The sequence below is a fragment of the Cytobacillus sp. FSL R7-0680 genome (genome assembly GCF_038009245.1).
In the GTDB taxonomy this organism is placed as follows: domain Bacteria; phylum Bacillota; class Bacilli; order Bacillales; family Cytobacillaceae; genus Cytobacillus; species Cytobacillus kochii.
Genome location: NZ_JBBPAO010000001.1, coordinates 1,793,130 through 1,817,872, shown reverse-complemented (window position 1 = coordinate 1,817,872; position 24,743 = coordinate 1,793,130). Strand labels below are relative to the sequence as shown.

23 protein-coding genes and 1 pseudogene are annotated in these 24,743 nt (G+C 36.6%); 21 read left to right on the top strand and 3 right to left on the bottom strand.

Annotated elements, in window-relative coordinates:
• Positions 1-59: 59 nt before the first annotated feature.
• Positions 60-584, bottom strand: a pseudogene (locus MKY26_RS08985) (IS1595 family transposase); the annotation flags it as partial.
• Positions 585-910: 326 nt separating this feature from the next.
• Here MKY26_RS08985 and MKY26_RS08980 point away from each other — a divergent pair.
• Positions 911-1,702 (top strand): sporulation protein YpjB, encoded by a 792-nt coding sequence (locus tag MKY26_RS08980; RefSeq protein ID WP_095372774.1) that lies wholly within the window; start codon positions 911-913, stop codon positions 1,700-1,702.
• Positions 1,703-2,088: 386 nt separating this feature from the next.
• Complete coding sequence (locus MKY26_RS08975; protein WP_095372775.1) at positions 2,089-2,766, top strand: zinc metallopeptidase; 678 nt, start codon at positions 2,089-2,091, stop codon at positions 2,764-2,766.
• A 66-nt stretch (positions 2,767-2,832) separates the two neighbouring features.
• Here MKY26_RS08975 and MKY26_RS08970 read toward each other — a convergent pair whose 3' ends face one another.
• The gene (locus MKY26_RS08970) at positions 2,833-3,702 is read right to left on the bottom strand and encodes a YitT family protein (protein WP_095372776.1); all 870 of its coding nucleotides are present in this window, start codon (positions 3,700-3,702) and stop codon (positions 2,833-2,835) included.
• A 242-nt stretch (positions 3,703-3,944) separates the two neighbouring features.
• Here MKY26_RS08970 and MKY26_RS08965 point away from each other — a divergent pair, with 242 nt between their 5' ends.
• The 19 genes from MKY26_RS08965 (at position 3,945) to MKY26_RS08875 (ending at position 21,980) form a co-directional block, all read left to right on the top strand.
• Positions 3,945-4,295, top strand: a complete 351-nt coding sequence (locus MKY26_RS08965; RefSeq protein ID WP_341095895.1) for a nucleotide pyrophosphohydrolase — start codon at positions 3,945-3,947, stop codon at positions 4,293-4,295.
• The gene (gene dapB / locus MKY26_RS08960) at positions 4,282-5,082 is read left to right on the top strand and encodes a 4-hydroxy-tetrahydrodipicolinate reductase (RefSeq protein WP_095372778.1); all 801 of its coding nucleotides are present in this window, start codon (positions 4,282-4,284) and stop codon (positions 5,080-5,082) included. Before MKY26_RS08965 ends, dapB begins: the two co-directional genes overlap by 14 nt.
• 17 nt (positions 5,083-5,099) lie before the next feature.
• Entirely contained in the window at positions 5,100-5,504 is a 405-nt protein-coding gene (gene mgsA / locus MKY26_RS08955) for a methylglyoxal synthase (protein WP_224937444.1), read from the top strand.
• A 2-nt stretch (positions 5,505-5,506) separates the two neighbouring features.
• Positions 5,507-6,217, top strand: a complete 711-nt coding sequence (gene bshB1 / locus MKY26_RS08950; protein WP_095372780.1) for a bacillithiol biosynthesis deacetylase BshB1 — start codon at positions 5,507-5,509, stop codon at positions 6,215-6,217.
• A 2-nt stretch (positions 6,218-6,219) separates the two neighbouring features.
• The gene (bshA, locus tag MKY26_RS08945; protein ID WP_095372781.1) at positions 6,220-7,359 is read left to right on the top strand and encodes an N-acetyl-alpha-D-glucosaminyl L-malate synthase BshA; all 1,140 of its coding nucleotides are present in this window, start codon (positions 6,220-6,222) and stop codon (positions 7,357-7,359) included.
• Positions 7,356-8,555 (top strand): CCA tRNA nucleotidyltransferase, encoded by a 1,200-nt coding sequence (locus MKY26_RS08940; RefSeq protein WP_341095874.1) that lies wholly within the window; start codon positions 7,356-7,358, stop codon positions 8,553-8,555. Before bshA ends, MKY26_RS08940 begins: the two co-directional genes overlap by 4 nt.
• Positions 8,540-9,520: a biotin--[acetyl-CoA-carboxylase] ligase gene (locus MKY26_RS08935; protein ID WP_095372783.1), complete on the top strand. Its 981-nt coding sequence runs from the start codon at positions 8,540-8,542 to the stop codon at positions 9,518-9,520. Before MKY26_RS08940 ends, MKY26_RS08935 begins: the two co-directional genes overlap by 16 nt.
• Before the next feature lie 253 nt (positions 9,521-9,773).
• Positions 9,774-10,610 (top strand): 3-methyl-2-oxobutanoate hydroxymethyltransferase, encoded by an 837-nt coding sequence (gene panB / locus MKY26_RS08930; RefSeq protein ID WP_307313060.1) that lies wholly within the window; start codon positions 9,774-9,776, stop codon positions 10,608-10,610.
• Positions 10,607-11,452 (top strand): pantoate--beta-alanine ligase, encoded by an 846-nt coding sequence (panC, locus tag MKY26_RS08925; protein ID WP_307313061.1) that lies wholly within the window; start codon positions 10,607-10,609, stop codon positions 11,450-11,452. The genes panB and panC overlap by 4 nt, the downstream gene beginning before the upstream one ends.
• Before the next feature lie 21 nt (positions 11,453-11,473).
• Positions 11,474-11,857 carry an aspartate 1-decarboxylase gene (panD, locus tag MKY26_RS08920; protein ID WP_095372786.1) on the top strand — a complete coding sequence of 128 codons (384 nt, stop codon included), beginning with the start codon at positions 11,474-11,476 and terminating at the stop codon, positions 11,855-11,857.
• A gap of 256 nt (positions 11,858-12,113) precedes the next feature.
• Positions 12,114-13,484, top strand: a complete 1,371-nt coding sequence (locus MKY26_RS08915; protein WP_095372787.1) for a vWA domain-containing protein — start codon at positions 12,114-12,116, stop codon at positions 13,482-13,484.
• Between the two features lie 225 nt (positions 13,485-13,709).
• A complete protein-coding gene (gene dinG / locus MKY26_RS08910) occupies positions 13,710-16,511 on the top strand; it encodes an ATP-dependent DNA helicase DinG (RefSeq protein ID WP_341095841.1) in 2,802 nt (933 codons plus the stop codon).
• 103 nt (positions 16,512-16,614) lie between these two features.
• Complete coding sequence (locus tag MKY26_RS08905) at positions 16,615-16,785, top strand: YpmA family protein (RefSeq protein ID WP_095372789.1); 171 nt, start codon at positions 16,615-16,617, stop codon at positions 16,783-16,785.
• A gap of 12 nt (positions 16,786-16,797) precedes the next feature.
• A complete protein-coding gene (locus MKY26_RS08900) occupies positions 16,798-17,277 on the top strand; it encodes a cell wall elongation regulator TseB-like domain-containing protein (protein ID WP_095372790.1) in 480 nt (159 codons plus the stop codon).
• A gap of 77 nt (positions 17,278-17,354) precedes the next feature.
• The gene (locus MKY26_RS08895; protein WP_095372791.1) at positions 17,355-18,545 is read left to right on the top strand and encodes a pyridoxal phosphate-dependent aminotransferase; all 1,191 of its coding nucleotides are present in this window, start codon (positions 17,355-17,357) and stop codon (positions 18,543-18,545) included.
• 144 nt (positions 18,546-18,689) lie between these two features.
• Entirely contained in the window at positions 18,690-19,982 is a 1,293-nt protein-coding gene (gene asnS, locus MKY26_RS08890; RefSeq protein WP_157734009.1) for an asparagine--tRNA ligase, read from the top strand.
• Positions 19,983-20,114: 132 nt separating this feature from the next.
• Positions 20,115-20,822 carry a DnaD domain-containing protein gene (locus MKY26_RS08885; protein ID WP_307313069.1) on the top strand — a complete coding sequence of 236 codons (708 nt, stop codon included), beginning with the start codon at positions 20,115-20,117 and terminating at the stop codon, positions 20,820-20,822.
• An 18-nt stretch (positions 20,823-20,840) separates the two neighbouring features.
• Positions 20,841-21,494 (top strand): endonuclease III, encoded by a 654-nt coding sequence (gene nth, locus MKY26_RS08880; RefSeq protein WP_095372794.1) that lies wholly within the window; start codon positions 20,841-20,843, stop codon positions 21,492-21,494.
• Between the two features lie 6 nt (positions 21,495-21,500).
• The gene (locus MKY26_RS08875) at positions 21,501-21,980 is read left to right on the top strand and encodes a YpoC family protein (RefSeq protein ID WP_095372795.1); all 480 of its coding nucleotides are present in this window, start codon (positions 21,501-21,503) and stop codon (positions 21,978-21,980) included.
• 124 nt (positions 21,981-22,104) lie between these two features.
• Here MKY26_RS08875 and MKY26_RS08870 read toward each other — a convergent pair whose 3' ends face one another.
• Entirely contained in the window at positions 22,105-24,735 is a 2,631-nt protein-coding gene (locus MKY26_RS08870; protein WP_341095826.1) for a transglycosylase domain-containing protein, read from the bottom strand.
• Positions 24,736-24,743 lie beyond the last annotated feature (8 nt).

Sequence of the window (24,743 nt, the reverse complement as noted above, 5' to 3'; positions counted from 1 at the left end):
ATTATTAGTACAAACAATCCTTTCTCCCTTAAAGGCCGTTTGCCGTATGAAAATAATTTCTATATCGTGAATTTTCTTAACTTTAATGTATCATATATATGCTTCTGTATTTTGTGTAAGGTTCCCTTGGATAATCAAGTCTTTTATAGTAACTACATTGTTCTGATACTGTATGCTTTCTAAGACTTGAAACCAAGAGGTAATTGTCTATCGTGATATCGTTGTATCCAACCTTTTTGCATTCCTTGATAATTGTTTACGTTCTGAATATGATAAAGACCTTTTGTGCGTACTTTTCCATCTGATTTGAGTTGATATATTTCCATCCTCTTTTTTTATTCGCGTAAACTTTAAAAGCTCTTCAGGCATCAGTACATTATATATTACCTTTTGAAAGCTTATGTCCAATTGCTTTATCTAATTTCCCTTTGGTTATTCTACCCATACCCAATGTACGTGAAATTTATTAATTTATCACGGCCTCTTGCGACTAGAACACATACTTGTTCTTTGCTTATGCCACGTTTCCTTGAAGCATCACACTTACGAGGCTTTATCTCCTTAGATGATGCAGTTGGTTTTTCAATTAGATATTTTCTTAATCGGTGTTTCTCAGCTGGATTTAGTTTATGGATTGCTTTTAAAATATCAGTTACCTTCACATTCATCACCAACCTCGCTATTCATAGCTCGTTTGTTCGATAAAAACAAATATCAACAACAAAGATTAACATAGCCTATCAATAAAAAATAAAGTTAGAACTTCCTTATAGAAGCCTTCTAGCTTTATTTCCTCATTATTGCCATATTGCTTCTAGTGTTTCGTAGATAAATCTATTGATTAATGGTCTAACCTTGTCCACATTGTCATACAATGCTATTAGCAATCCGATAAGGAGGACAGGTACGTATGAAATGGAGAGTTGTGGCTATTATTTTAGTTATTGCACTCATTTTCCCTTACATGATAGTAGCAGAGACAGAAAATGACGATGGTATGATGAATCAATTGGATCTATTATCAGATGAAGTTCTACACTTGGTTAAAGCGCAAAAATATGAAGATGCTAGTAGAATGTTGAATTATTTCACAGACCAATTTGTATTGGCTACAAGCACATCAACTGCGATGACGAGGGAAAGTTTGAGAACTGTCACATCTGTTCACCAAGAAGTAGTTGAAGAAATAAATAAAGAACAAAGCTCTTATGAGACGAAAGTACAAAAAGCAACAAAACTTCGGATATTAATGGACGCCCTATCTCCTGCGAAAGAACCGATGTGGCATGAAATGAAAGGTCCGATGTTAAGTACACTTGGGGAAGTAAGGGAGTCAATAGAAGCGGGTGATAGCGAGAGCTTTCATACACAGTATAATACCTTTCTCTCTCTTTATGATACGATTTATCCTTCATTAAAATTAGAAGTAGAGCCAGCAACTATTCAACAATTGCATACACGCATTCAATATATTGATCAATATCGTCGAGATGTAATGGTGAAAGAAGAAGGTAAAAGGGAACTAGAATTATTGAATAGTGAGCTAGAAGACATTTTTGATACAATTACGGATGATGAAGCTGATCCATCACTATGGTGGGTAATTATTTCAACTGGAAGTATAATTATCTTAACGCTTTCGTATGTCGGTTTTAAAAAATATAAGGGCGGAAAGAAAAAAGAAAAAAATCCAGAGAGCTAAGGCTAAACGCTTGAATTGTCTTATAAGAAAAAGGTAAAATAAAATCAAAGCATAAACATGATAAGCTTTTCCTTTAGATAAATTAAAGAAGGAAAAGGTAATGGGAGAATGAGATGGCAGGAAAAATGGACTTTCATCTTGAGGCATCTAGAGACGAAGCTACCCATTTTTTTTTGAATTGTTTGTAAGCAAGAATGGACCAATAATCAAGTTTTTTTAGAAACAAGTATCCATGTAAAGTCGTGTTTTCACTATTTACAAGGCCATTCTGTCATACTAAGAGACTAACTAAAAGCTTTAACTTAGTATGTGAATATTTCTTCCAGTGTTTGTCTACATGATGCACATGTAGATGATAAGCTTATACTTTATTAGGAGGTTCACCTATGTCGTTTTTGATTTACTTTATCATTATTATGATTGTCCCGATTGCTATTCAAATGTACTTGAAGAAGACGTATAAGAAACATTTACAAATATCTACTTCTTCAAATATGACTGGAGCAGAAGCGGCTAGAAAAGTTTTAGATGAAAATGGGCTTTATAATGTCTCTATCGAACCAGTAAAGGGGCAACTTTCAGACCATTATGATCCGAGAGATAAGACCGTGAGGTTATCTGAGGATAATTATTATGGATCTTCCATTGCTTCTGTATCAGTGGCGACACACGAAGTGGGTCATGCCATTCAAGATGCTGAAGACTATGCTTTCTTACGCTTTAGACATGCGCTTGTTCCAGTTGCGAACATTGGCTCTAACTTATCCTTCTTTTTCATCTTAGGAGGATTATTGTTTCAATTTACTGGTATGATGTTACTAGGTATCATTTTCTTTGCAGCAGCGGTATTATTCCAGGTAATTACATTACCGGTTGAGTTTAACGCCTCATCAAGAGCACTCAATGTTATGGTAAGCTCTGGTGTGATTAGAAATGATGAAGAGTCTGGCGCTAAAAAAGTATTAAATGCAGCAGCTCTAACTTATGTAGCGGCAACAGTTATCGCTGTTATGGAATTACTGCGTTTTGTTCTTGCTTTTATTGGCATGAACAATGATGATTAATATATTTTAAATGTAAAAGCAACTGCTCACTTGAGGTAGTTGCTTTTTGTTAGTTTTTTAGTAATCTCAGCGTTCTAAAGGTTTTTTGTTTTCATCCAATGTAAATCCTTCTCCTAAGACATCGTGCACTTGTGATACGGTGACAAATGCATTAGGATCAACTGAATGGATAAGGTTCTTCAATTTAGTTAGTTCATTTCGAGCCACTACGCAATATAATACTTCACGATCCAGCTTAGTAAATGACCCTCGACCTTTTAAAACTGTGACACCTCTCTCCATTTCATAGAGAATTTTCGCTGATATCTCTTCATTTTTCTCAGAGATAATCATTGCACCTCTTGCAGAATAAGCTCCTTCTTGGATAAAGTCGATTACTTTCGCGCCAACAAAAACGGCAACTAGAGTATACATTGCCTCATAATATTTGAGGTAAAAAATCAGTGATAATGCAATCACGCAAAAGTCAAACACAAACATCGTTTTACCCATAGAAGTACCGGTATACTTATTAACGAGTCGTGCAATTATATCAACGCCACCCGTTGTTCCACCATATCTGAAAATTATACCGAGACCAACACCGATAAAAACACCTGCGAACAGTGCAGCTAAAGTAAGATCATTCTTTAATGGCATATGTATTTGATATCTTTGGAATATTTCAAGGAAAAGAGAAACGCCTAGCGTACCAATAATCGTATAGATAAAGGCTTTTTTACCAAGTAGTTTCCATCCTATGAAAAATAAAGGAATATTCAAAATCAAATTCGTATAAGATGGATTCCAATCAAATAAGAAATACAATAAGAGCGTGATACCTGTAAAGCCACCTTCTGCTAAGTTGTTTTGCATATTAAAGTGAACAATACCGAAAGAGAATATACTAGCGCCAAACAGAATAAGGATAATATTCTTAATTTTCAATCCAAACATTCACTGTGCCCTCCGAAATGATGAAATATATTACTTGCCATCTCATTATATAGATTCAATAGAGGATAAGCAATCACACTTTAATAGGGGAGCATGGCAGCCGATTCTCGCATATATAGACTATTTTTATGGGACAGAAATAAAGAATTAAACGATAGGAATTGTAAAAATGGTTATGTTTAGCTAACATGGAGAGTGTGAATAAAATGATTTGAAAAGGTATGTATATGAGGTGAGAAACAATGAGTAAGTCGATGGTAGAATTACAGAGGGAAGTAGATACCTATATTGGGCAATTTAAAGAGGGGTATTTTAGTCCACTTGCTATGGTGGCAAGATTGACAGAGGAATTAGGAGAGCTGGCAAGAGAAGTCAATCATACATATGGTGAAAAACCAAAAAAGAGTACAGAAAAAGAAAAAGCAATAGAAGAAGAAATGGGAGACATGCTTTTTGTTTTAATTTGTCTTGCTAATTCTCTAAATATAGATTTAGCAAAAGCGCATGACCAAGTGATGCATAAGTTTCAAACGCGCGATAAAGATAGATGGACACGTATTGAAGAAGGGGGAAAAAATAATGAAGACAATTAAGATCGTGATTGCAGGTCCAAGAGGTAGAATGGGGAGTGAGGCAGTTAAGTTAGTTCAGAAAAAAGATAAATATGAATTAGTAGCTGTTGTAGATCATAAAAATGATGGTGGTAATTTAAGTGATTTTAAAGGCTTTGAGGGAATCGATGTTCCTGTTTATTCTGATATAGAAAAATGTTTTAAAAATGAAGATTGTGATGTTCTTATTGATTTAACCACGCCTGAAGTTGGTATGTATCATACGAAAACAGCGCTTACTTATGGAGTGAGACCAGTTGTTGGTACAACTGGATTTACCAAAGAGAACTTACAAGAACTAGAGGATTTATGTCATGAAACTAATTTAGGTGCGATTATTGCGCCAAACTTTGCAGTTGGTGCTGTGCTTATGATGAAATTTTCACAAATGGCAGCTAAGTACTTTAATGATGTAGAGATTATTGAAATGCATCATGATCAAAAACTAGATGCACCATCTGGCACTGCTGTTAAAACAGCTGAGATGATTCGTGATGTAAGAGAGAGTAAGCAACAAGGGCATCCTAATGAAAAGGAAACGCTAGCTGGAGCTCGTGGGGCTGATTTTGATGGAATGCATATCCACTCCGTTAGACTTCCTGGCTTAATTGCACATCAACAAGTAATGTTTGGTTCTAGTGGACAAACACTGCAAATTCGCCATGATTCATACAATCGCGAATCATTCATGAGTGGTGTTGCATTAGCTGTCGATACTGTAGTTAAAATTGATACGTTAGTTTACGGATTAGAAAATATTATCGAGTAAGTATGGAGGTGGTGCCGATGAACATTGCATTAATTGCTCATGACAAAAAGAAGAATGATATTGTGAATTTTTCTAAAGCGTATCAAGTTATTCTTTCACAGCACCAATTATTTGCAACTGGTACGACGGGTTTAAGGTTACAGCAGGAAGCTAATCTAACTGTGCATCGTTTTCAATCTGGACCACTTGGTGGGGATCAGCAAATTGGAAGTATGATTGCGCAAAATAAAATGGATCTCGTCTTGTTTTTTAGAGACCCGCTCACCGCACAACCACATGAACCAGATATTACGGCGTTAATCCGATTATGTGATGTTTACGCTGTACCATTAGCGACAAATATGGGCACAGCGGAAGTCCTAATTAAAGGACTTGAACGAGGAGATTTTTCCTGGAGAGAAATTATAAAAGAGAGTGAATAGAAATGAACGAAATAAAGCTTGATATCCTTGCTTTCGGAGCGCATGCCGATGATGTAGAAATCGGCATGTCAGGAACAATAGCGAAGTATGTGGAAAAAGGTTATAAAGTAGGGATTTGCGATTTAACAGAAGCCGAGCTGTCTTCTAACGGTAATCCTACTCTGAGGAAAACAGAAGCAATTGCAGCAGGGCGAATATTAAATGTGTCTGTAAGAGAAGGACTTCATTTAGGTGATAGACAGTTATTTTTAACAAGTGAGCGTATCAAACAGGTAGTAGAAATGATTAGGAAGTATCAGCCGACAATTGTCTTTGCACCATATGAAATAGATAGGCACCCGGATCATGCGAATGCAACGAAAATTGTTGAAGAAGCAGTCTTCTCTGCAGGTATTCGTAAATATCAAACAAATGAGTATCAAACGGATCATAAAGTGAAAAGCTTTTACTATTATATGATTAATGGTTTTCACCAACCTGATTTTATGATAGATATTACATCAACAATAGACAAAAAGATCGCCAGTTTAAATGCTTACCAAAGTCAATTCACAAAAACGGAGGGAGCTGTCGATACTCCGTTAACAAATGGCTATGTGGAAATGGTTGAAGCTAGAGAACGCCTATTTGGACAGCAAGTTGGTGTCAAATATGCAGAAGGTTTTAAGGTGAAAAAACCTTTGATGATCGAAAACGATTTATTTGGAGTGTAAGAATGAATAGAAAACTTAAAATAGGGATTACTTGCTATCCGACTGTTGGTGGGTCAGGGGTAATTGCCACAGAACTCGGGAAAATGCTGGCAGAAAGAGGACATGAAATTCACTTTATTTCTTCTAGCATTCCTTTTCGTTTAAATAAGATATATCATAATATTTTTTACCATCAAGTAGAGGTTAATCAATACTCTGTTTTTCAATATGCGCCTTATGACATCGCGTTAGCAAGCAAGATGGCAGAAGTCATTAAAAGAGAAAATCTTGACTTACTTCATGTACATTATGCAGTGCCACATGCGATCTGTGCCATATTAGGGAAGCAAATGAGCGGGCGAGATGTTAAAATCGTTACAACTTTGCATGGAACAGATATTACGGTTCTTGGTTATGACTCATCGTTAACTGATGCGATAAAGTTTGGAATTGAACAATCGGATCGTGTTACTGCTGTTTCCAATGCATTAATCGCACAAACTTACGACTTAATCAATCCACAGAAAAAAATTATTCCCGTATACAATTTTATTGATGAGCGTGAATATGTAAAAAAAGATGTAGATTACTTGAAAGAAGAATTTCAAATAGCTGAAGACGAGAAGGTTATTATTCATGTGTCTAACTTTCGTGGTGTAAAAAGAGTAGATGACGTCGTGCGTTCGTTTGCTAAAATTGCCGAACATATAAAAGCTAAGCTCCTACTTGTAGGTGATGGTCCACAGATGAGTGATATTTCAAAATTAGTAGACCAATTATCCTTAAAACACCAAGTTATATTTCTTGGCAAACAAGACAACTTAGCGGAACTTTATTCCATTAGTGACTTGATGCTTTTATTGTCCGAAAAGGAAAGCTTTGGCTTAGTCGCACTTGAAGCAATGGCATGCAATGTACCGTGTATAGGGACTAATGTTGGAGGTATTCCGGAAGTTATCCAAGATGGTGTAAATGGATATATTTGTGAACTGGGTGATATTGAAAGTATTGCAGCAGTCGCATTAGATATTTTACAAGATGAAAAATTACATACAAAATTATCATTACAAGCAAAAGAATCTGTACTGACAAGTTTCCATGCCGATAAGATTGTTTCACAATACGAGCAGCTTTATTTTGATCTATTAAGTGAGGCGAAATGATGAAACCAATATTTCAAAGAGCTATTCCGATTATTGAAAAGCTTGAGGAAGCAGGTTATGAAGCCTATTTTGTCGGTGGTGCAGTGAGGGATCTTCTAATTGGTCGTGAAATAGCAGATGTAGATATCGCTACATCTGCAACACCGATTGAAATGAAAGCGATTTTTTCTAAAACGGTTGATGTAGGTATTGAGCATGGTACCATACTTATTCTTCTAAAAGGTGAAGCATATGAAGTAACAACATATAGGGCAGAGTCAACGTATAGTGACTTTAGAAGACCGGATGAAGTCCGTTTTATCCGTCATTTAAAGGAGGATTTACAGAGAAGAGACTTTACTATGAATAGCATTGCTATGGATAAAAATGGTGAATTAATTGACCCCTTCGCTGGAAGGGAAGCAATCAAAAATAGAGAAATAAAGACCGTTGGTTCAAGTGAAGAACGCTTTAATGAGGATGCCTTAAGAATGATGCGAGCGCTGCGCCTTAAAAGTCAATTAGGTTTCCTGCTCGAAGAAGGAACATATGATGCATTAAAAAAGAAAGTGCATCTACTGCAACATGTGGCAGTTGAAAGGAAGCTCGTTGAATTTAATAAATTATTACAAGGAGACTATCGAGTAGATGCCTTGACGCTTCTGCAAGACTCAAACTTGCATCACTATTTACCAATGCTTTCGCAAAAGGAGAAGGGACTTAATCAGCTCGTCACTTATCCTCTTCAATCATTATCTTTGCTTGAAATATGGGTTCTGCTCTTAAAGGTTTTTCAATTAAATGAGCATGAAGCAAAGATAGGATTAAAAGAATGGAAGATGTCAAGTAAAGACATGAAAGAAATACTCAATCTATATCAATGGTTCCAAAAAAGACTATCAACACCTTTTCAAGCTACTACAATTTACCAAAGTGGTTTATCAGTAGCAGTGAGTGCTGAAAAACTTCATCAAGTTTACAATCATGAAAGAGTAGAATATCCTGATCATTTAGTAGAAATGTATAGCAAATTGGCGATTACTTCAAGAAAACAATTAGCAGTCAATGGCAATGATATTATCACTTGGAGTCAGCAATCAGCTGGTCCTTGGCTAAAGGAATTGTTAGCAAAAGTGGAGGAAGCAATTATACTTGGAGAATTACAAAATAATAAAGAAGATATCAGGGAGTGGCTGTTTCAATGGAATCAGAAATAAGGAAGAAGTTATTAAATGCCTTCACGACTCACCAAGATGATTATTTGTCAGGGCAAGCTATTGCAGATTTACTCGGTTGTTCACGCACAGCAGTGTGGAAACATATAGAGAATCTTCGTAAAGAAGGGTTTGAATTTGAAGCGGTGAGACGAAAAGGATATCGCATCGTTGCTACACCCAAAAAAGTGATTGCTGATGAAATACGTTATGGGTTGAAAACAAATATACTTGGTAGTCATATCCATTATGAAGAATCAGTGGACTCCACACAAAAAGTCGCCCATCAATTAGCAACAGATGGTGCATGTGAAGGTACGATTGTAGTAGCAGAAGAGCAAATTAGCGGTAGAGGGAGAATGGATCGAAAATGGATATCCCCTAAATATACAGGTGTTTGGATGAGTGTCATTCTTAGGCCGCAGCTTCCTCCTCATCGTGCACCGCAATTAACACTTATTGCAGCTGTTGCTGTTGTTCAGGCAATCGAGGAAGTGACCGGTTTAACAGCTGAAATTAAATGGCCTAATGATGTGTTGATTAATGGCAAAAAAGTAACAGGGATATTAACAGAGATGCAAGCAGATGCAGATCGAATCGTTTCTATTATTATGGGGATTGGTATTAATGTGAATCAGAAATTAGAAGACTATCCCGAGGAGATTCAACCTATCGCCACCTCCCTTGCAATTGAAAAGAAAGAAGAAATCTCGCGCGCACAGATTATTCAAACCCTTTTATTCAAGCTCGAAAAACTGTATCAACTGTATTTACAGAATGGTTTTCAACCGATAAGAATTTTATGGGAAAGTTATGCCATTAGTATAGGGAAGAATATAAAAGCACGTACACTATCTGGTACCATAGTGGGCAAAGCGATAGGAATTACAGATGAAGGCATATTGCTTTTAGAAGATGAGGCTGGTGTGCGACATCAAATTTATTCTGCAGACATTGATTTAGAATAATATATATTTTTTATAGAAAGTTAACACAATTATTGATATACTTTGTGTGGGCAGTATCGGTAAGAACTGCACCTGTTTGACCATCATTTATACGCGAAATCTGCCTAGATCCATTTAGGACCAGGACAGAGGGATGAGTTTAATAATGAGAACACACACTATCCTTCTGCACTTTTTTGTAGAAGGTTATTTTTATGTCTTTCTCATTATCAGTAGTTCATCACCTCTTCCTATTAAAAAAGGAGGAAGTAGGATGAAACAAACGACTGATTTTTTGAAAATGAAAAGTAAAGGTGAGAAAATAGCCATGCTCACGGCATATGATTTTCCACAGGCTAAATTATCAGAGCAAGCTAATGTCGATATGATTCTTGTCGGCGACTCACTAGGAATGGTTGTATTAGGTTATGATTCAACGATTCCGGTCACAATGGATGATATGATTCACCATGCTAAAGCTGTGAAGCGCGGGGCAAAAGACACTTTTATCGTGGTAGATATGCCGTTTATGAGCTACCATATTTCCATGGAAGACGCGCTCATAAATGCGAGAACCCTGATTCAAGAAACTGGTGCTCATGCAGTTAAGGTTGAGGGTGGAGATGAAGTAATAGATAAAATTACTGCAATGACAAATGCAGGTATACCAGTTGTCGCACATTTAGGTTTAACACCACAATCCGTTGGTGTGTTAGGTGGTTACAAAGTACAGGGTAAAGATGCAAAAGCAGCCCAAAAACTAATCAATGATGCAAGAAAATGTGAACAAGCGGGGGCTTTTGCTCTTGTTCTTGAATGTGTGCCGCAACAGCTATCTAAAGAAGTATCATTAATCTTAAATATCCCGACAATTGGGATTGGTGCGGGTGTGCATACAGATGGCCAAGTACTTGTGTACCACGACATTCTCACATATGGCGTGGAGCGCGTACCAAAGTTTGTTAAGCGCTATTTAAATAGTGGAGAAATGATGGAAGAAGCCATTTCTTCGTATGTAAAAGAGGTTAAGAGTGGACAATTTCCAGAGGATAGCCATTCTTTTAATATGAAAGAAGAAGAACTTTTAAGTCTCTACGGAGGAAAGAAATGAAAAAAGTGACAAGCATCAAAGAAATGCAGAAAATCATCAAAGGCTTCCAACGAGAAGGAAAATCAATTGGGCTTATCCCGACTATGGGTTATTTGCATGAAGGCCACTTAACATTAGCTAAAAAAGCACGTTCACAAAATGATATAGTCGTCATGAGTGTTTTTGTAAATCCGCTACAGTTCGGAGAAAATGAAGATTTAGCCACTTATCCGAGAAATTTAGAAAGAGATATGCAATTAGCAGCAGAAGTGAAGGTAGATTACCTGTTTCATCCAGCAGCAGAAGAAATGTATCCGCAGAAGCAAGCAATAACAATGCATGTTGAAGAAAGAACAGAAAGACTTTGTGGTGCTTCTAGACCTGGACATTTTGACGGTGTTGTCGTGGTTGTTTCTAAATTATTTAATATAATTCAGCCGGAAAGAGCTTACTTCGGTAAAAAAGACGCACAACAACTTGCTGTAATAGATTTGCTTGTGAAAAATTTAAATTTTCCGATTGAACTTATTGCAGTGGATACGGTGAGAGAAAGTGATGGGTTGGCAAAGAGCTCAAGAAATGTATTTTTAACAGAAATAGAGCGCAAAGAGGCGGCTGTGCTTTTTGAGAGTTTACAGGCAGCGGAAGCAATCATCACAGAAGGAGAAAAAAATACAGCACGTATCATTGACGTGATGAAAACAATGCTCCATGAGAAGACAAGTGGTGAAGTCGATTATATTGAGGTTCTTTCTTATCCAGAATTACAACCAAGCGATGAAGTTAATGGTGTAATCATTATAGCGTTGGCCGTGAAATTTACCAAGGCCCGCTTAATCGATAATATCATCATCACAGCATGAGGTCATAGAGGAGGGTTTAATATGTACAGAACAATGATGAATGGCAAAATTCATAGAGCAACAGTAACAGAAGCGAACCTAAACTACGTCGGCAGTATTACGATTGATAGTGATATTTTAGATGCTGTTGATATGTTACCAAATGAGAAGGTACAAATCGTTAATAACAATAATGGAGCAAGATTCGAAACGTATATTATTCCTGGTGAAAGAGGGAGTGGTGTTATTTGTGTTAATGGCGCTGCCGCACGTCTCGTTCAACAAGGGGATATTGTGATTATCATTTCATATGCTCAAGTAGCGGAGGAAAAACTCAAAGGTCATCAACCAAAAGTAGCGATTATGGGAGCAGATAATCAAATCATTGATATGCTTCACCAGGAACCAGCTAGTACGATTTTGTAAAATTATAGAACTGTTTGAGAAAAATGCTTGAGTGAATAAGCACGAACAAATTCTGTTTTAAAAAAGGATTTGTTTGTGCTTTTTATTGTGTTTATCGATACAAATAGTTACTAAGCAGATAGGGGTCATTGCAGACTTGTTATATTCATAGTTTCTTTTTGCACAAAATGACAACAGTTTTAGTTAATAATGGTAAAATAATTCGTATGAGTATGAAGGGATAAAGAGAAATAAACCATTGAAGGAGACGGTCAAGGTGAAAAAAACAGCTTTATTATTAGCATTAGCAGTCTTGTCGATATTCATCATTGTTGCGTGTAGTAACGGAGAGACAAAAAAAGAAGAAGTTTTAGATGAGGATGAATCAATTGAGGCTGTAGCAGATAAAGCAAATGATATAAAAGATGAAGAAAATCCAGTTTCTCAAACTTCGTTACCTATTCCCCAATCGTTTAAGGAATCAGTTGACTATGGTTACACAGGGGAATGGGCGATGAAGGAATTTTCCAATGAAGTAAAGTCGGCACTTGATCAGCTACCCTCTATTACGATGGAGGCTACAGAAGAAGAGATTGATGCTTATGAACGTGACATCTTTTCCCTATTTAAAGAGAATTTAAGTATGCCAAATGTACCGATTGATCAATGGCAAGCAATGAAATTTGCAGATCCAACCGTTACAGATGAGGAAAGCCAATTAAAGAAAAATTATAATGTAGCTATATTACTTGATGCTAGTGGTAGTATGGGTGCCCTAGAAAATGGAAAAACAAGAATGGAACTTGCAAAAGAAGCGATTAATCAATTTGTTGATAGTTTGCCAGAAAAAGCGAAAGTTTCATTAACTGTATATGGACATAAAGGAACAGGAGATGAAGCAGATAAAGAAGTTTCATGCAGTACTGTAGAAGAAGTGTATTCTCTTTCAGCCTATGATAGTAAAGAGTTTACAAATGCTCTAGGTAAATTTAATCCAGCTGGATGGACACCAATGACAAAAGCAGTTGAACAAGCAATGGTTAATTTAGAATCACATGATGGTTCAGAGAATACGAATATTATTTATCTTGTGAGTGATGGAATCGAAACTTGTGGAGGAAATCCTGTACAGGCAATGGAAAAACTGAGTGATTCTAACTTAAGTCCAGTCGTTCAAATCATTGGCTATCAAGTTAATAACGATGGCTTAACGCAGTTGAAAGAAATGGCAAGGGCTGCAAATGGACAGTTTATTAATGTCCAAAATCAAGAGGATTTAAAGGCAGAATTTAAACGAACCACGGAAATGGCTGAAGTATGGTCAGAATGGCATAGAAATAGCAATGATGCCATTAATAATCTTAATAAAACGGTGCAAAAACAATTAAATGACTGGCATCAAAAAGAGCAGGAAAAGATGAATAGAGAGCGTAAAAATCTACAATTGGCTATCAATTATTTAAATGAGGAAAACAAGATAGATACCGATGTTTTCTTACGCTTAGATGAAAACTATCGGGCATACTATTTACAAGTCGATAAAGAAGCACGTAATCTTTATCTTGAACTGGATCAACTGAACAGGGAATCATTTCTTGATAACTGGGAAGAGATTAGTGAGATATTCTTAAAAAACGTGAGTGAATAAGAAGATAGAATGTACAATTTGCAAAAGTGTTCAGAAGAGAAGAAAAGCTCATTTGGTTAGGTGTAAATTGATAGGGTTATGCAAATTTTATTAGAATTATTTACTATAAACGAAGGGTATCTTTTTGATGATTAAACTCCTCATTTGCGAAATAAAGAAAGATAACTTTCTCTTTTATCCTTTTTATGATAACGTTTTGTGTGACAGAATGTTCGAGGTGTAACCATGAGTAATAAATATGTTGTCGTAGATTTAGAAACAACAGGAAATTCACCTAAAAAGGGTGATCAAATTATACAATTAGCAGCAGTAGTGATTGAAAATGGACAGATAACTGAACAGTACGCTTCACTTGTACAACCAAGTCACAGTATTCCTCCATTTATAGAAGAACTAACCGGACTAACAGACGAAATGGTGGCCACAGCACCTAAATTTTCAGAGATTGCCAAGAAAGTGGAGCAAATGCTTGAAGGTGCCTACTTCGTTGCACATAATGTCCTTTTTGATTTATCGTTTTTACAGGAAGAGTTTAAAATGGCTGGTTTAGCCGGTTTTTATGGGCCAATTATAGATACAGTTGAACTGGCAAGGATTTTTTTACCAAGTGAGGATAGCTATAAGCTATCTGATTTATCGCTAAACTTAGGTCTCTCTCATGTGAGACCACATCAAGCGGATAGCGATGCTTATGTAACGGCAGAATTACTTTTAATATTAGAACAGAAAATGAAAAGCTTACCATTGCTTACTTTGAAACAATTAAAAGATATTTCCTTTGGCTTAAAAAGTGACTTAGATTTATATTTAGATGATTGGATTCAATGGAAAGAGGAGAGCCATCAATCCCTTCCTAGCAATTTAGAAATTGATCATGGAATCGCTCTTCGTAAAAGTCAAAACAAGCAAGAAGGTAAATTAAACAAATCTGGTATCTTGTATCCTTATACAAAAGAAGAAAAAGAAGCTTATTTGCAAAAAGTGTTCAAACCTTTTGAATCACGAGAGGGACAATATCAGATGATGGATGCAGTTTATAAGGCATTTATTTCCGAACAACATTCACTTATTGAAGCGGGAACTGGTGTAGGTAAATCATTGGCTTATTTACTTCCTTCTATTATTTTTTCTTTGCAGGAAAACGAAAGAATTGTGATTAGTACCTTCACAACTCAACTTCAAGATCAATTGCTTCAGAAAGACTTACCTTTACTAACGCAAATGATACCAATGCCAATAAAGGCAAGTATTCTAAAGGGAAGAAATCATTATATTAGTTTAGCAAAGTTTATTCATACACTTAGAAGTCATGATGATAACTATGATACATGCTTAACGAAGATGCAAATTTTAGTATGGTTAACGGAAACAACAACAGGCGATGTCGACGAACTTAATTTATCTAGTGGCGGTCAATTGTATTGGAATCAAATTAAAAATAACCGCATGTTATTTATTAACGACAAGGACTTTAGAGAAAAAGACTTTTATAATCGTGCAAAGAAGCAAGCTGAGTCAGCACAATTGATTATTACGAATCACAGTATGTTACTTTCTGATACAATCAGTGATTATGATATCTTGCCATCATATCAATATGCAATTATTGATGAGGCTCATCATTTTGTAAAAGCTGCATCTCCTTATTTTGGACGCATGCTAGATTTTATGACTGTTCGGCTCACGATTAATAAATTAGGATTATTCGAACAAAAAGAGTGGATCTTTCAGCTTGAGCAATTGCTAGAAGAAGTCGGTGTTTCAAATGAGGTTATTCATTCATTTGAGGTAAATGAGATGATGGAGAGCTTACATACAGAAATGGATGAGTTCTTTTACTTAATTTCGAAGCTTGTGCAAAAATCTAGTCCTAAGAAGAGTAAATTAGTGCGAGTGAAAATGAATGTCCAAAACCTAATCGCTAAATATGGGCGTCAAATGGATATCCAAGTGGAGAGGTTTTCTTCTATTCTAAAAGAGGTTATTCAAATGTTGACAGCAAGGCTACATGCTATTCAAAATGGACCATCTCCTATTGCGGAAAAGTCACAGCCTCTATTAGAAGATGTCGCATCTGCTGTAAGGGACTTAGAAGGTTATGTCAATTCGTTGGACTTCTTTTTTAAAAACAGCCAAGATTCTCCCTTAGCATCATGGGTAGAAGTTGATTTACGTGCAATTCAGAATGTCACTTCTATTTATGCGGAACCATTAGATGTCTCTGAACGGCTAAGTCAGTCCTTTTTTACCAAGAAAAAAAGTGTTGTTTTAGCCTCTGCTACAATGACCGTAAACCAGTCGTTTCAATATATGGAGAAAGAATTAGGCCTAGAAGGTTTACCTTGTACTAGTCAGCAAATCCCTTCACCATTTCAATATGAAAGACAAGTGAAAATGATTATACCGAAAGACTTACCAGATATTAAAGCGGTGAAAATGGAAGAGTATATTGCCAGTATCGCAGAGCAAATTATTTCCGTTGCTGAAGTAACCAAGGGGCGCATGCTCATTTTATTCACTTCATTTGAAATGCTTAAAGAAACGTATCAACTCATAAAGGAATCGGACTTTCTTAGTGAGTACGCGATCTTTGCTCAAGGAATCTCAGGAGGTAGTCGCTCGCGATTGACGAGAAATTTCCAAAAGTTTGATAAAGCGATATTATTAGGCGCAAGTAGTTTTTGGGAGGGTGTAGATATTCCTGGAGAAGACTTATCATGCTTGATTATCGTTCGCCTACCATTTGCACCGCCTGATGACCCTGTAGCTAGTGCGAAAGCTGCAAAGATGAAAAGAGATGGGGGAAATCCTTTTAAAGAGCTCGCTATACCGGAAGCTGTGATTCGTTTTAAACAAGGGTTTGGCCGCTTAATTCGTTCGAATACCGACAGGGGTGTTGTGATTGTATTTGATAGAAGAATTAAAACTGCAAGTTATGGAAAAGCTTTTCTACAATCGATACCGTCTGTTGAAGCTAAAGAGTGTGATTTGAATGAAACGATTCATATCATTGAAGAATGGTTATAATTTTTAAAAACTAATCGTCTAATATTTATGCAAACCATTTTTACTGGTATACTATTAGACGTAACAGAGAAAATCGGCCTTACTTGTCAAGGAGGAAATACAGATGGAAAGCAAGATTGAGATCTTATCAACAGTAACGATTCAAAATAGTCCAGATTTATACAAAGTTGTTGATAGTTTAAACAGAACATTAAAAGAAAAAGATTTAATGTTCGGCTTAGCATTGGATAAGGATGATGATAGCAAAGCTGTTTTTACAATATATCGTACATAGGTAGTGAAAAGAATGAAAAAAATACTAATCATCGTACTAGCCATTATGGTTGTCATTATCGGTTTTTCGGCAAAAGTTTATATAAAAGCGATGGAGCCGATAAATCAAGCGGAAAAAGTGGCAAAAGAAAAAGCGGAAAATGAGGCGAATCTACAGACCGTAAAAAGAGTAACTCTATATAATGGTAATGAAACGTATTACATTATTGATGGCATTACACAAGAAGATGAAGAGGTGTATGTATGGGTTTCAGCCGATTCTGAGGATGAAGTGATTATAAAAAATAAAGAAGATGGGATTTCAAAAGAAGAAGCAATCGAGAAGGTAAAGAATAAAAAAAATCCCAATGATATTATTTCTGTCAACCTTGGAATGGAAAAATCTATCCCTCTGTGGGAGATTTCCTATAAAACTGGCGAAGGCCTTCTGAATTATTATGTAATAGATTATGAGACAGGTAACGAAGAATTAAAAATATTAGAAAATCTTTAAATAAGTGGTTTGGCTGACTATTCCATGGTCAGCTTATATATATAAAGATAGATTACACATTCTGGAGGATTAGGATAATGAACTTTGAACTAGCACAAAGAGTGCAATCACTGACACCATCTACAACTTTAGCAATTACAGCTAAGGCAAAAGAAATGAAGGCACAAGGAATTGATGTTATTGGTTTAGGTGCGGGTGAACCAGACTTTAATACACCCCAGCATATTATTGATGAAGCTGTTCAATCTATGAATGAAGGATATACGAAGTATACTGCAGCTGCAGGACTTCCTAAACTCAAAGAAGCCATTTCTAACAAGTTTAAACAAGATCAAGGGATTGATATTCCAGCGTCGGATATTATTGTTACAAGTGGTGCTAAGCATGCGTTATACACTTTATTCCAAGTCATCTTGAATAAAGGTGATGAGGTCATTATTCCAACTCCGTATTGGGTAAGTTATCCAGAGCAAGTTAAACTAGCAGGCGGAAAGCCGGTATTTATTGATGGTCTTGAAGAAAATGAATATAAGGTCACGCCTCAGCAGTTAGAGACAGTTATAACAGATCGCACAAAAGCCGTCATCATTAATTCACCTAGTAACCCAACAGGCATGCTTTATAGCAAACCGGAACTAGAAGCGATTGGTGAATTTTGTTTGAAACATAATATCTTAATTATTTCTGATGAAATCTATGAAAAGTTGACTTATGATGGACATCAGCATATTTCGATCGCACAAATCAGTCCAGAATTGAAAGAGCAGACGATTATCATCAATGGAGTTTCAAAGTCTCATTCAATGACAGGGTGGAGAATTGGTTATGCTGCCGGAAATACAGCCATTATAAAAGCAATGACAAACCTTGCAAGTCATAGTACATCTAATCCAACTACTCCTTCTCAATACGGAGCGATTGCAGCTTATAATGGTTCACAGCAACCTGTAGAAGAAATGAAAAATGCGTTTGAAGAACGTTTAAATATTATCTATCAACAATTAGTAGCTATTCCAGGTTTCACATGTATTAAACCACAAGGTGCTTTTTATCTATTCCCTAACGTAGAAGAAGCAGCAAAGCTTACAGGTTATGAAGATGTTGATGCGTTTGTAAAAGGATTATTAGAAGAAGCGAAGGTAGCTGTTATTCCTGGTTCTGGTTTTGGATCTCCGAAAAATATTCGTTTATCGTATGCGACATCACTTGACCTATTAGAAGCAGCTGTTCGTCGAATACATGAATTTGTGAATCAAAAACTGCAGTAATCGTTAAAGGAAGTGGAGCCCTTCACTTCCTTTTCTCATGCTAGAGTTATGTATGATGAAAAGTTGCCTCGAGAATCAGAGAAGGGTATAATAAAGGCGACTTGAATCTAATTGGTAAATGTTTTTGGAAGGGGTATTAAATTGATTAAAACGACAATTGCTGAAACGTATAAATATGTTGATCAAGAAGTAAAAATAGGTGCATGGATTGCAAATAAACGCTCCAGTGGGAAAATTGCCTTTCTACAGCTACGTGATGGGTCTGGCTTTATCCAAGGTGTGGTTGTAAAAGCAGATGTTTCTGAAGAAGTATTTAAAGCAGCAAAATCGGTTACACAAGAATCTAGTGTGTACGTAATAGGGAAAGTACAAAAAGAAGATCGTTCACCTTTAGGTTATGAATTACTCGTTACAGATGTAGAAGTGATTCATGAATCTACTGATTATCCAATTACGCCGAAAAATCATGGAACAGAGTTTTTGATGGATCACCGTCACCTATGGTTACGTTCACGAAAACAACATGCTGTGATGAAAATTCGTAATGAAATCATTCGTGCTACATATGAATTCTTTAATGAAAATGGTTTCTCAAAGGTTGATCCACCGATTCTAACCGGTAGTGCACCTGAAGGAACATCTGAATTATTTGCTACCAAGTATTTCGATGAAGATGCATACTTATCTCAGAGCGGTCAATTATATATGGAAGCTGCGGCGATGGCTTTAGGGAAAGTTTTCTCATTTGGGCCAACATTCCGAGCTGAGAAGTCAAAAACGAGACGCCATCTAATCGAATTTTGGATGATTGAACCGGAAATGGCTTTTTATGAGTTTGAAGACAATCTGAAAGTGCAAGAAGAATATGTCTCCTATATTGTCCAAGCTGTTGTGAAAAACTGCCAAGTTGAATTGAAGACATTAGACCGAGATGTGTCTAAATTGGAGAAAATTCAAGCACCATTCCCAAGAATTTCATATGATGAAGCCATTACATTTTTACAAGAAAAAGGGTTTGATGATATTACATGGGGAGAAGACTTTGGCGCGCCACACGAAACAGCGATTGCCGAGAGCTATGATAAACCCGTTTTTATTACACATTACCCAACAAAAATCAAGCCTTTCTACATGCAGCCAGATGCTGAAAGAGAAGATGTTGTCCTTTGTGCGGATTTAATAGCGCCAGAAGGATATGGAGAAATTATTGGCGGATCAGAGCGTATCCACGATTACGAGCTATTGAAACAAAGATTGGCAGAACATGAATTAGACATGGATGCATACAAATGGTATTTAGAATTAAGACAATACGGTTCAGTTCCTCATTCTGGTTTTGGATTAGGTCTAGAGCGAACAGTTGCTTGGATTAGTGGTGTGGAGCATGTGAGAGAGTCGATTCCATTCCCAAGACTTCTAAACCGTTTATATCCTTAAGCTTTTCACACAATAACAAACGAAAAAGAGTCATTTTGTGGCTCTTTTTCACTTTTTTACACCTTTTATTTGAATACATTTCTATACTTTTCTTAAAAGGGTTCATGATATACTTGTATGGAGGTGTGTATGATGCCAAAGAAGATATTATTAAAATGGTTACAGGAAAAAGACATTACAATTCCTGGAGCTTTATTAACGCAGTACAAAGCAATGAACCTAAAAGAAGAGGAAGTAGTCCTTATCCTCCATTTGATTTCAATTAGTGATAAGGGAAATGACTTCCCGACACCTTTTGAACTTGCAGAAGTAATGACCTATTCAGCAGAGGACTGTGCGGGGATGCTTCGCCGTTTAATACAAAAAGGGTTAATCACTATAAATGAGGGTTATAGTGAAGAGGGTATTCGCTTTGAAAAATACTGTTTAGATAATTTTTGGGAAAAATTAGCAGATGCTTTTTTAATTGCAGATAAAAGAAATGAAGCAAAAGAAAATCAGCAAGACGAAATTGATTTGTATTCAGTGTTTGAAAGTGAATTTGGCAGGCCGCTCTCTCCTTTTGAATGTGAAACTCTAGCGCTTTGGTTAGATGATGACCATCATGAGGTGAAAATCATTAAGGCAGCATTAAAAGAAGCGGTCATATCTGGTAAATTGAATTTCCGCTATATTGATCGTATCTTGTTTGAATGGAAAAAGAATGGTATAAAAACAGTAGAACAAGCAACGAATCAAGGGAAGAAATTTAGACAAAACCAAGTGAAGAGAATGAAAAGTGTAGAGAATAGTGATAAGAGAAATGAGTCGCTACCTTTTTATAATTGGTTAGAACAATAGTATGAATGGTGATGATATATGTTAAATAAGAAAGACATTAGATATTGTTTAGATAAGATGGGAGAAATGTTTCCCGATGCTCACTGCGAGCTCGTTCATAAGAATCCTTTTGAACTTGTGATTGCGGTGGCATTATCAGCGCAGTGTACCGATGTATTAGTGAACAAAGTGACGAGCAAGCTTTTTTTAAAGTACAAAACACCAGAGGATTATTTAAATGTATCCATTGAAGAATTACAACAGGATATCCGCTCGATTGGTTTATATAGAAATAAGGCAAAAAATATTCAAAAACTATGTCGGATGTTAATAGATGACTATGATGGTGTGGTTCCTGCTGATCGGGATGAATTAACAAAGTTACCAGGAGTCGGAAGGAAGACAGCGAATGTGGTTGTATCAGTGGCTTTTAATGTCCCTGCAATAGCTGTTGATACACATGTGGAGAGGGTAAGTAAACGTCTTGGCTTTTGTAGATGGAAGGATTCAGTTCTAGAGGTCGAAAAAGCACTTATGAAGAAAATACCAGAAGAAGAGTGGTCTGTGACCCACCACCGCTTAATTTTCTTTGGGCGCTACCATTGCAAAGCACAAAATCCAAAGTGTCAGGAATGTCCCGTTCTTGATATTTGTAGAGAAGGTAAAAAGAGAATGAAAAGTTTAGGTGCGTAAAATAATATGAATGAGCGGTTAAAAAGGTTACAGCATCCTTTTTTTAATAATATACAGGATCAAGTAGGAGAGTTTGTCCCATTTTATTACGAAAGAAAGTTGTATCAAGGAATAGCTTCTGAAAAACCTTGGGAAGAGTCAGAGCGATTCATCGCAATGATTCTTAAAGAATGGGATCAATTAAAGATCAGGCTAAAATCAGCCCATCAACAAAGAAATAAGCAGGAAGCAGAGCAACTCATGGTTTTGGGAGTTGCCCTTTTAGTTCAATATGTTTATTGGTTAAATGAAAAACCAGTATCATTGGATGAACAACAAATAGGTGATGGCTTGGTACATCTCCCATTCAACTTTGCCGATCGATTACAATTTATTATGGGGCAACCTGCACTTCATTTAGCTTTTATTCAATTAATTGAACTCATAAATGAAGTGATTAAATTAGATGCTAAGAATAGGATAAGAAAAAAACACTCGAAGCAATAAAAATGCGAAGAGTGTTTTTTTCTTATGCAGAAACTTAAGTAAATGCCTGCTTGAATATTTTGAAGAAAATCACACAGGTAAGATAAAAGCAGAGAAGATATCTTCTCTGCTTTTAAAATAACGATTATTCCTCAGGATTTTCATCTGGTGGTGATGGTTCTTCTTCAGGTGATTGATTTTCTTCTTCACTATTATCTTCATTACCATTACCATTACCATTACCATTGTTGTTATCGTTGCCCTCACCATTGTTATTTCCATTACCATCGCCATTTTCGCTGTTATTTCCGTCACCATTGCCATTCTCGTTATCATTGCCACCTTCTTCGTCTCCAGGTGGTTGTTGTCCATCACCTGGCGTTTCTTCTTCAGGTGGTTCGACTTCTTCTGGCTCTTCTTCATTGGCCGGTATGTTAACAGATGTTTGGGCAGCATCACTTTCCTTACCATCTTGAACCGCTTTTACAGTGAAGGTATATGTGCTATCAGGTTCAGGATTTTCAATCGTAAGTGATGTTTCAGATGTTGTCGTGAGCTCTTGGGCTCCGCCATCATTAATAGCGCCGGTTACCACAAACTGAGTATTATCTTTGTCTTTATGTTTCCATACGAGTTCGATCGTATTGGCTTCTTTATTATATTTGGCATTGAAACCATTCGGTGCTTCAAGCTTATCGAACTTTTCAGAGACTGTTTTTGGTGCATTTCCTTTGACAGCGTACTCTGTAATAATTTGATCACTTGGTGTATATTCACTTGCTAGTTTTGCAGGGTTGCTACCTTTTTCAATCGCCACTTTTTCAACAGAGTTAGGCATTTTGAAATCAGCTGTTTCTTTCCCTTCTGAAGCATATTGCATAATGTTTTTAAAGAGCATTTGGGCAATCTTCTGATCGTAACCGTTTGATGGTAGGTAAGTCTTCCTACTTTCATATCCGGTCCAAATTGCTGCCGTATAATTCGTTGTATAACCAGCAAACCAGGCATCTGGTGTTGCACCGTTAGGGATATCATACTTTTGTTTTTCTTCTGCTGTATAATTTGTTGTTCCTGTTTTTCCAGCTACAGGTAATCCCTGGATATTTGCTGTTGTACCGGTACCGCTTGAGATAGCTGTCTTCAGCATATCTGTAATCATAAAGGCAGTGTAATCATTCATCACCGCTTCACTTTCAGGTGTGGTGTCAATCTTCGTACCATCACGCATTTCAATGGCTTTGACAGTATGAGGATCTGTATAGAAACCTTCATTGGCAAATGCGCTATAAGCACCTGCCATTTCCATTGGAGAAACGGCCTTTGTACCAAGTACAGATGACTCATAATACTCATCTTTAAAGTTAAAGCCTAGTCGATTAGCAAATTCCATTGATTGCTCAGTGCCCACTTCTTGAATAGCTTTAACAGCAGGTATATTCCGTGACTCTGCCAATGCTTGGCGCATAGTCATCGTCCCTTTAAACGAGTTATCCCAGTTATTTACTTCGGTTCCTTCACTGTATTTATATGGCTCATCAACAAGTGTATGATAAGTGCCCCATTGATTAAATTCAATGGCAGGTGCATATCCGGCGATCGGTTTAAATGTTGAACCTGCTTGACGTTTTTGGTCTGTGGCAAAGTTGAAGCCACGTTTTACTTCTTGATTCCGTCCGCCGCCAATCGCCCGAACTTCACCATTACTTGAATCTAATAAAGTAATCCCTGCTTGGAATTCTTCATCTGGATATTGTATGACATCTTCGCTATTTAAGATATTTGAAACATATTTTTGGATATCTTTGTCTGCTGTTGTATGAATTGTTAAACCATCGGAAAAGATATCGAGGTCAGGGTATTTTTCAGTTACTTCATCAATGACAACATCGACAAATGAATCATATGGTGTATCATCTTCTATTTCTCTTTCACCTTCAGGAACTAACCCTTCAGTGATAGGAATAGATTGTGCTTCAGTCTTTTGCTCTTCGGAAATGAATCCATGTTGGTTCATTAAAGATAAAACAATGTTACGTCGTTTTTCAGCATTTTCTGGATGAGTAAACGGGTTATAGTTGTTTGGACTTTGCGGCATCCCTGCAAGTAATGCGGCTTCATGTAACTCCAGTTCATCCAAATCTTTACCAAAATATAAACGTGATGCTGTTAAAACACCGTGACTATTTTCTGACATGTAAATTTTATTCACATACATTTCAAAGATTTCTTGCTTTGTATATTTTCGTTCCAATTGGAATGAAAGCCAAGCCTCTTGTGCTTTACGGCTAATTGTTTTTTCATTATTTAAGAATGAGTTCTTTACGACCTGTTGTGTAATCGTACTAGCGCCCTCAGAACCAAAACCTTTTGTTACGTTGGCGATAACTGCTCCACCTAATCGAATTAAATCCATGCCATTATGTTCATAAAAGCGAACATCTTCTGTTGCTAGAAAAGCATTTTCAACAAGGTCGGGTATATCTTCATATTCAACATAATCTAAATTTCCAGCACCGACTTCCGTAATTTTTTCTCCATTTATATCGAGAAGTACCGACGGAATAGGGTCCTTTAATAGTGCTGGATCTAGCTCGGGAGCATCCTTAACCATAAAGGCAAATGTAGCTGCGCCTGCAATCATCCCAACAATACCGAGTGCAATTAATGTGAGAAAAATCTTCTTGAATAGCGTTTTCCCTGATTTTTTCTTCTTCGGTTTAGGTGATTGCTGTTGTTGTTTTCGGCGCTCCTCCCTAGATTTATACTGTTCTGACATATAAGTCC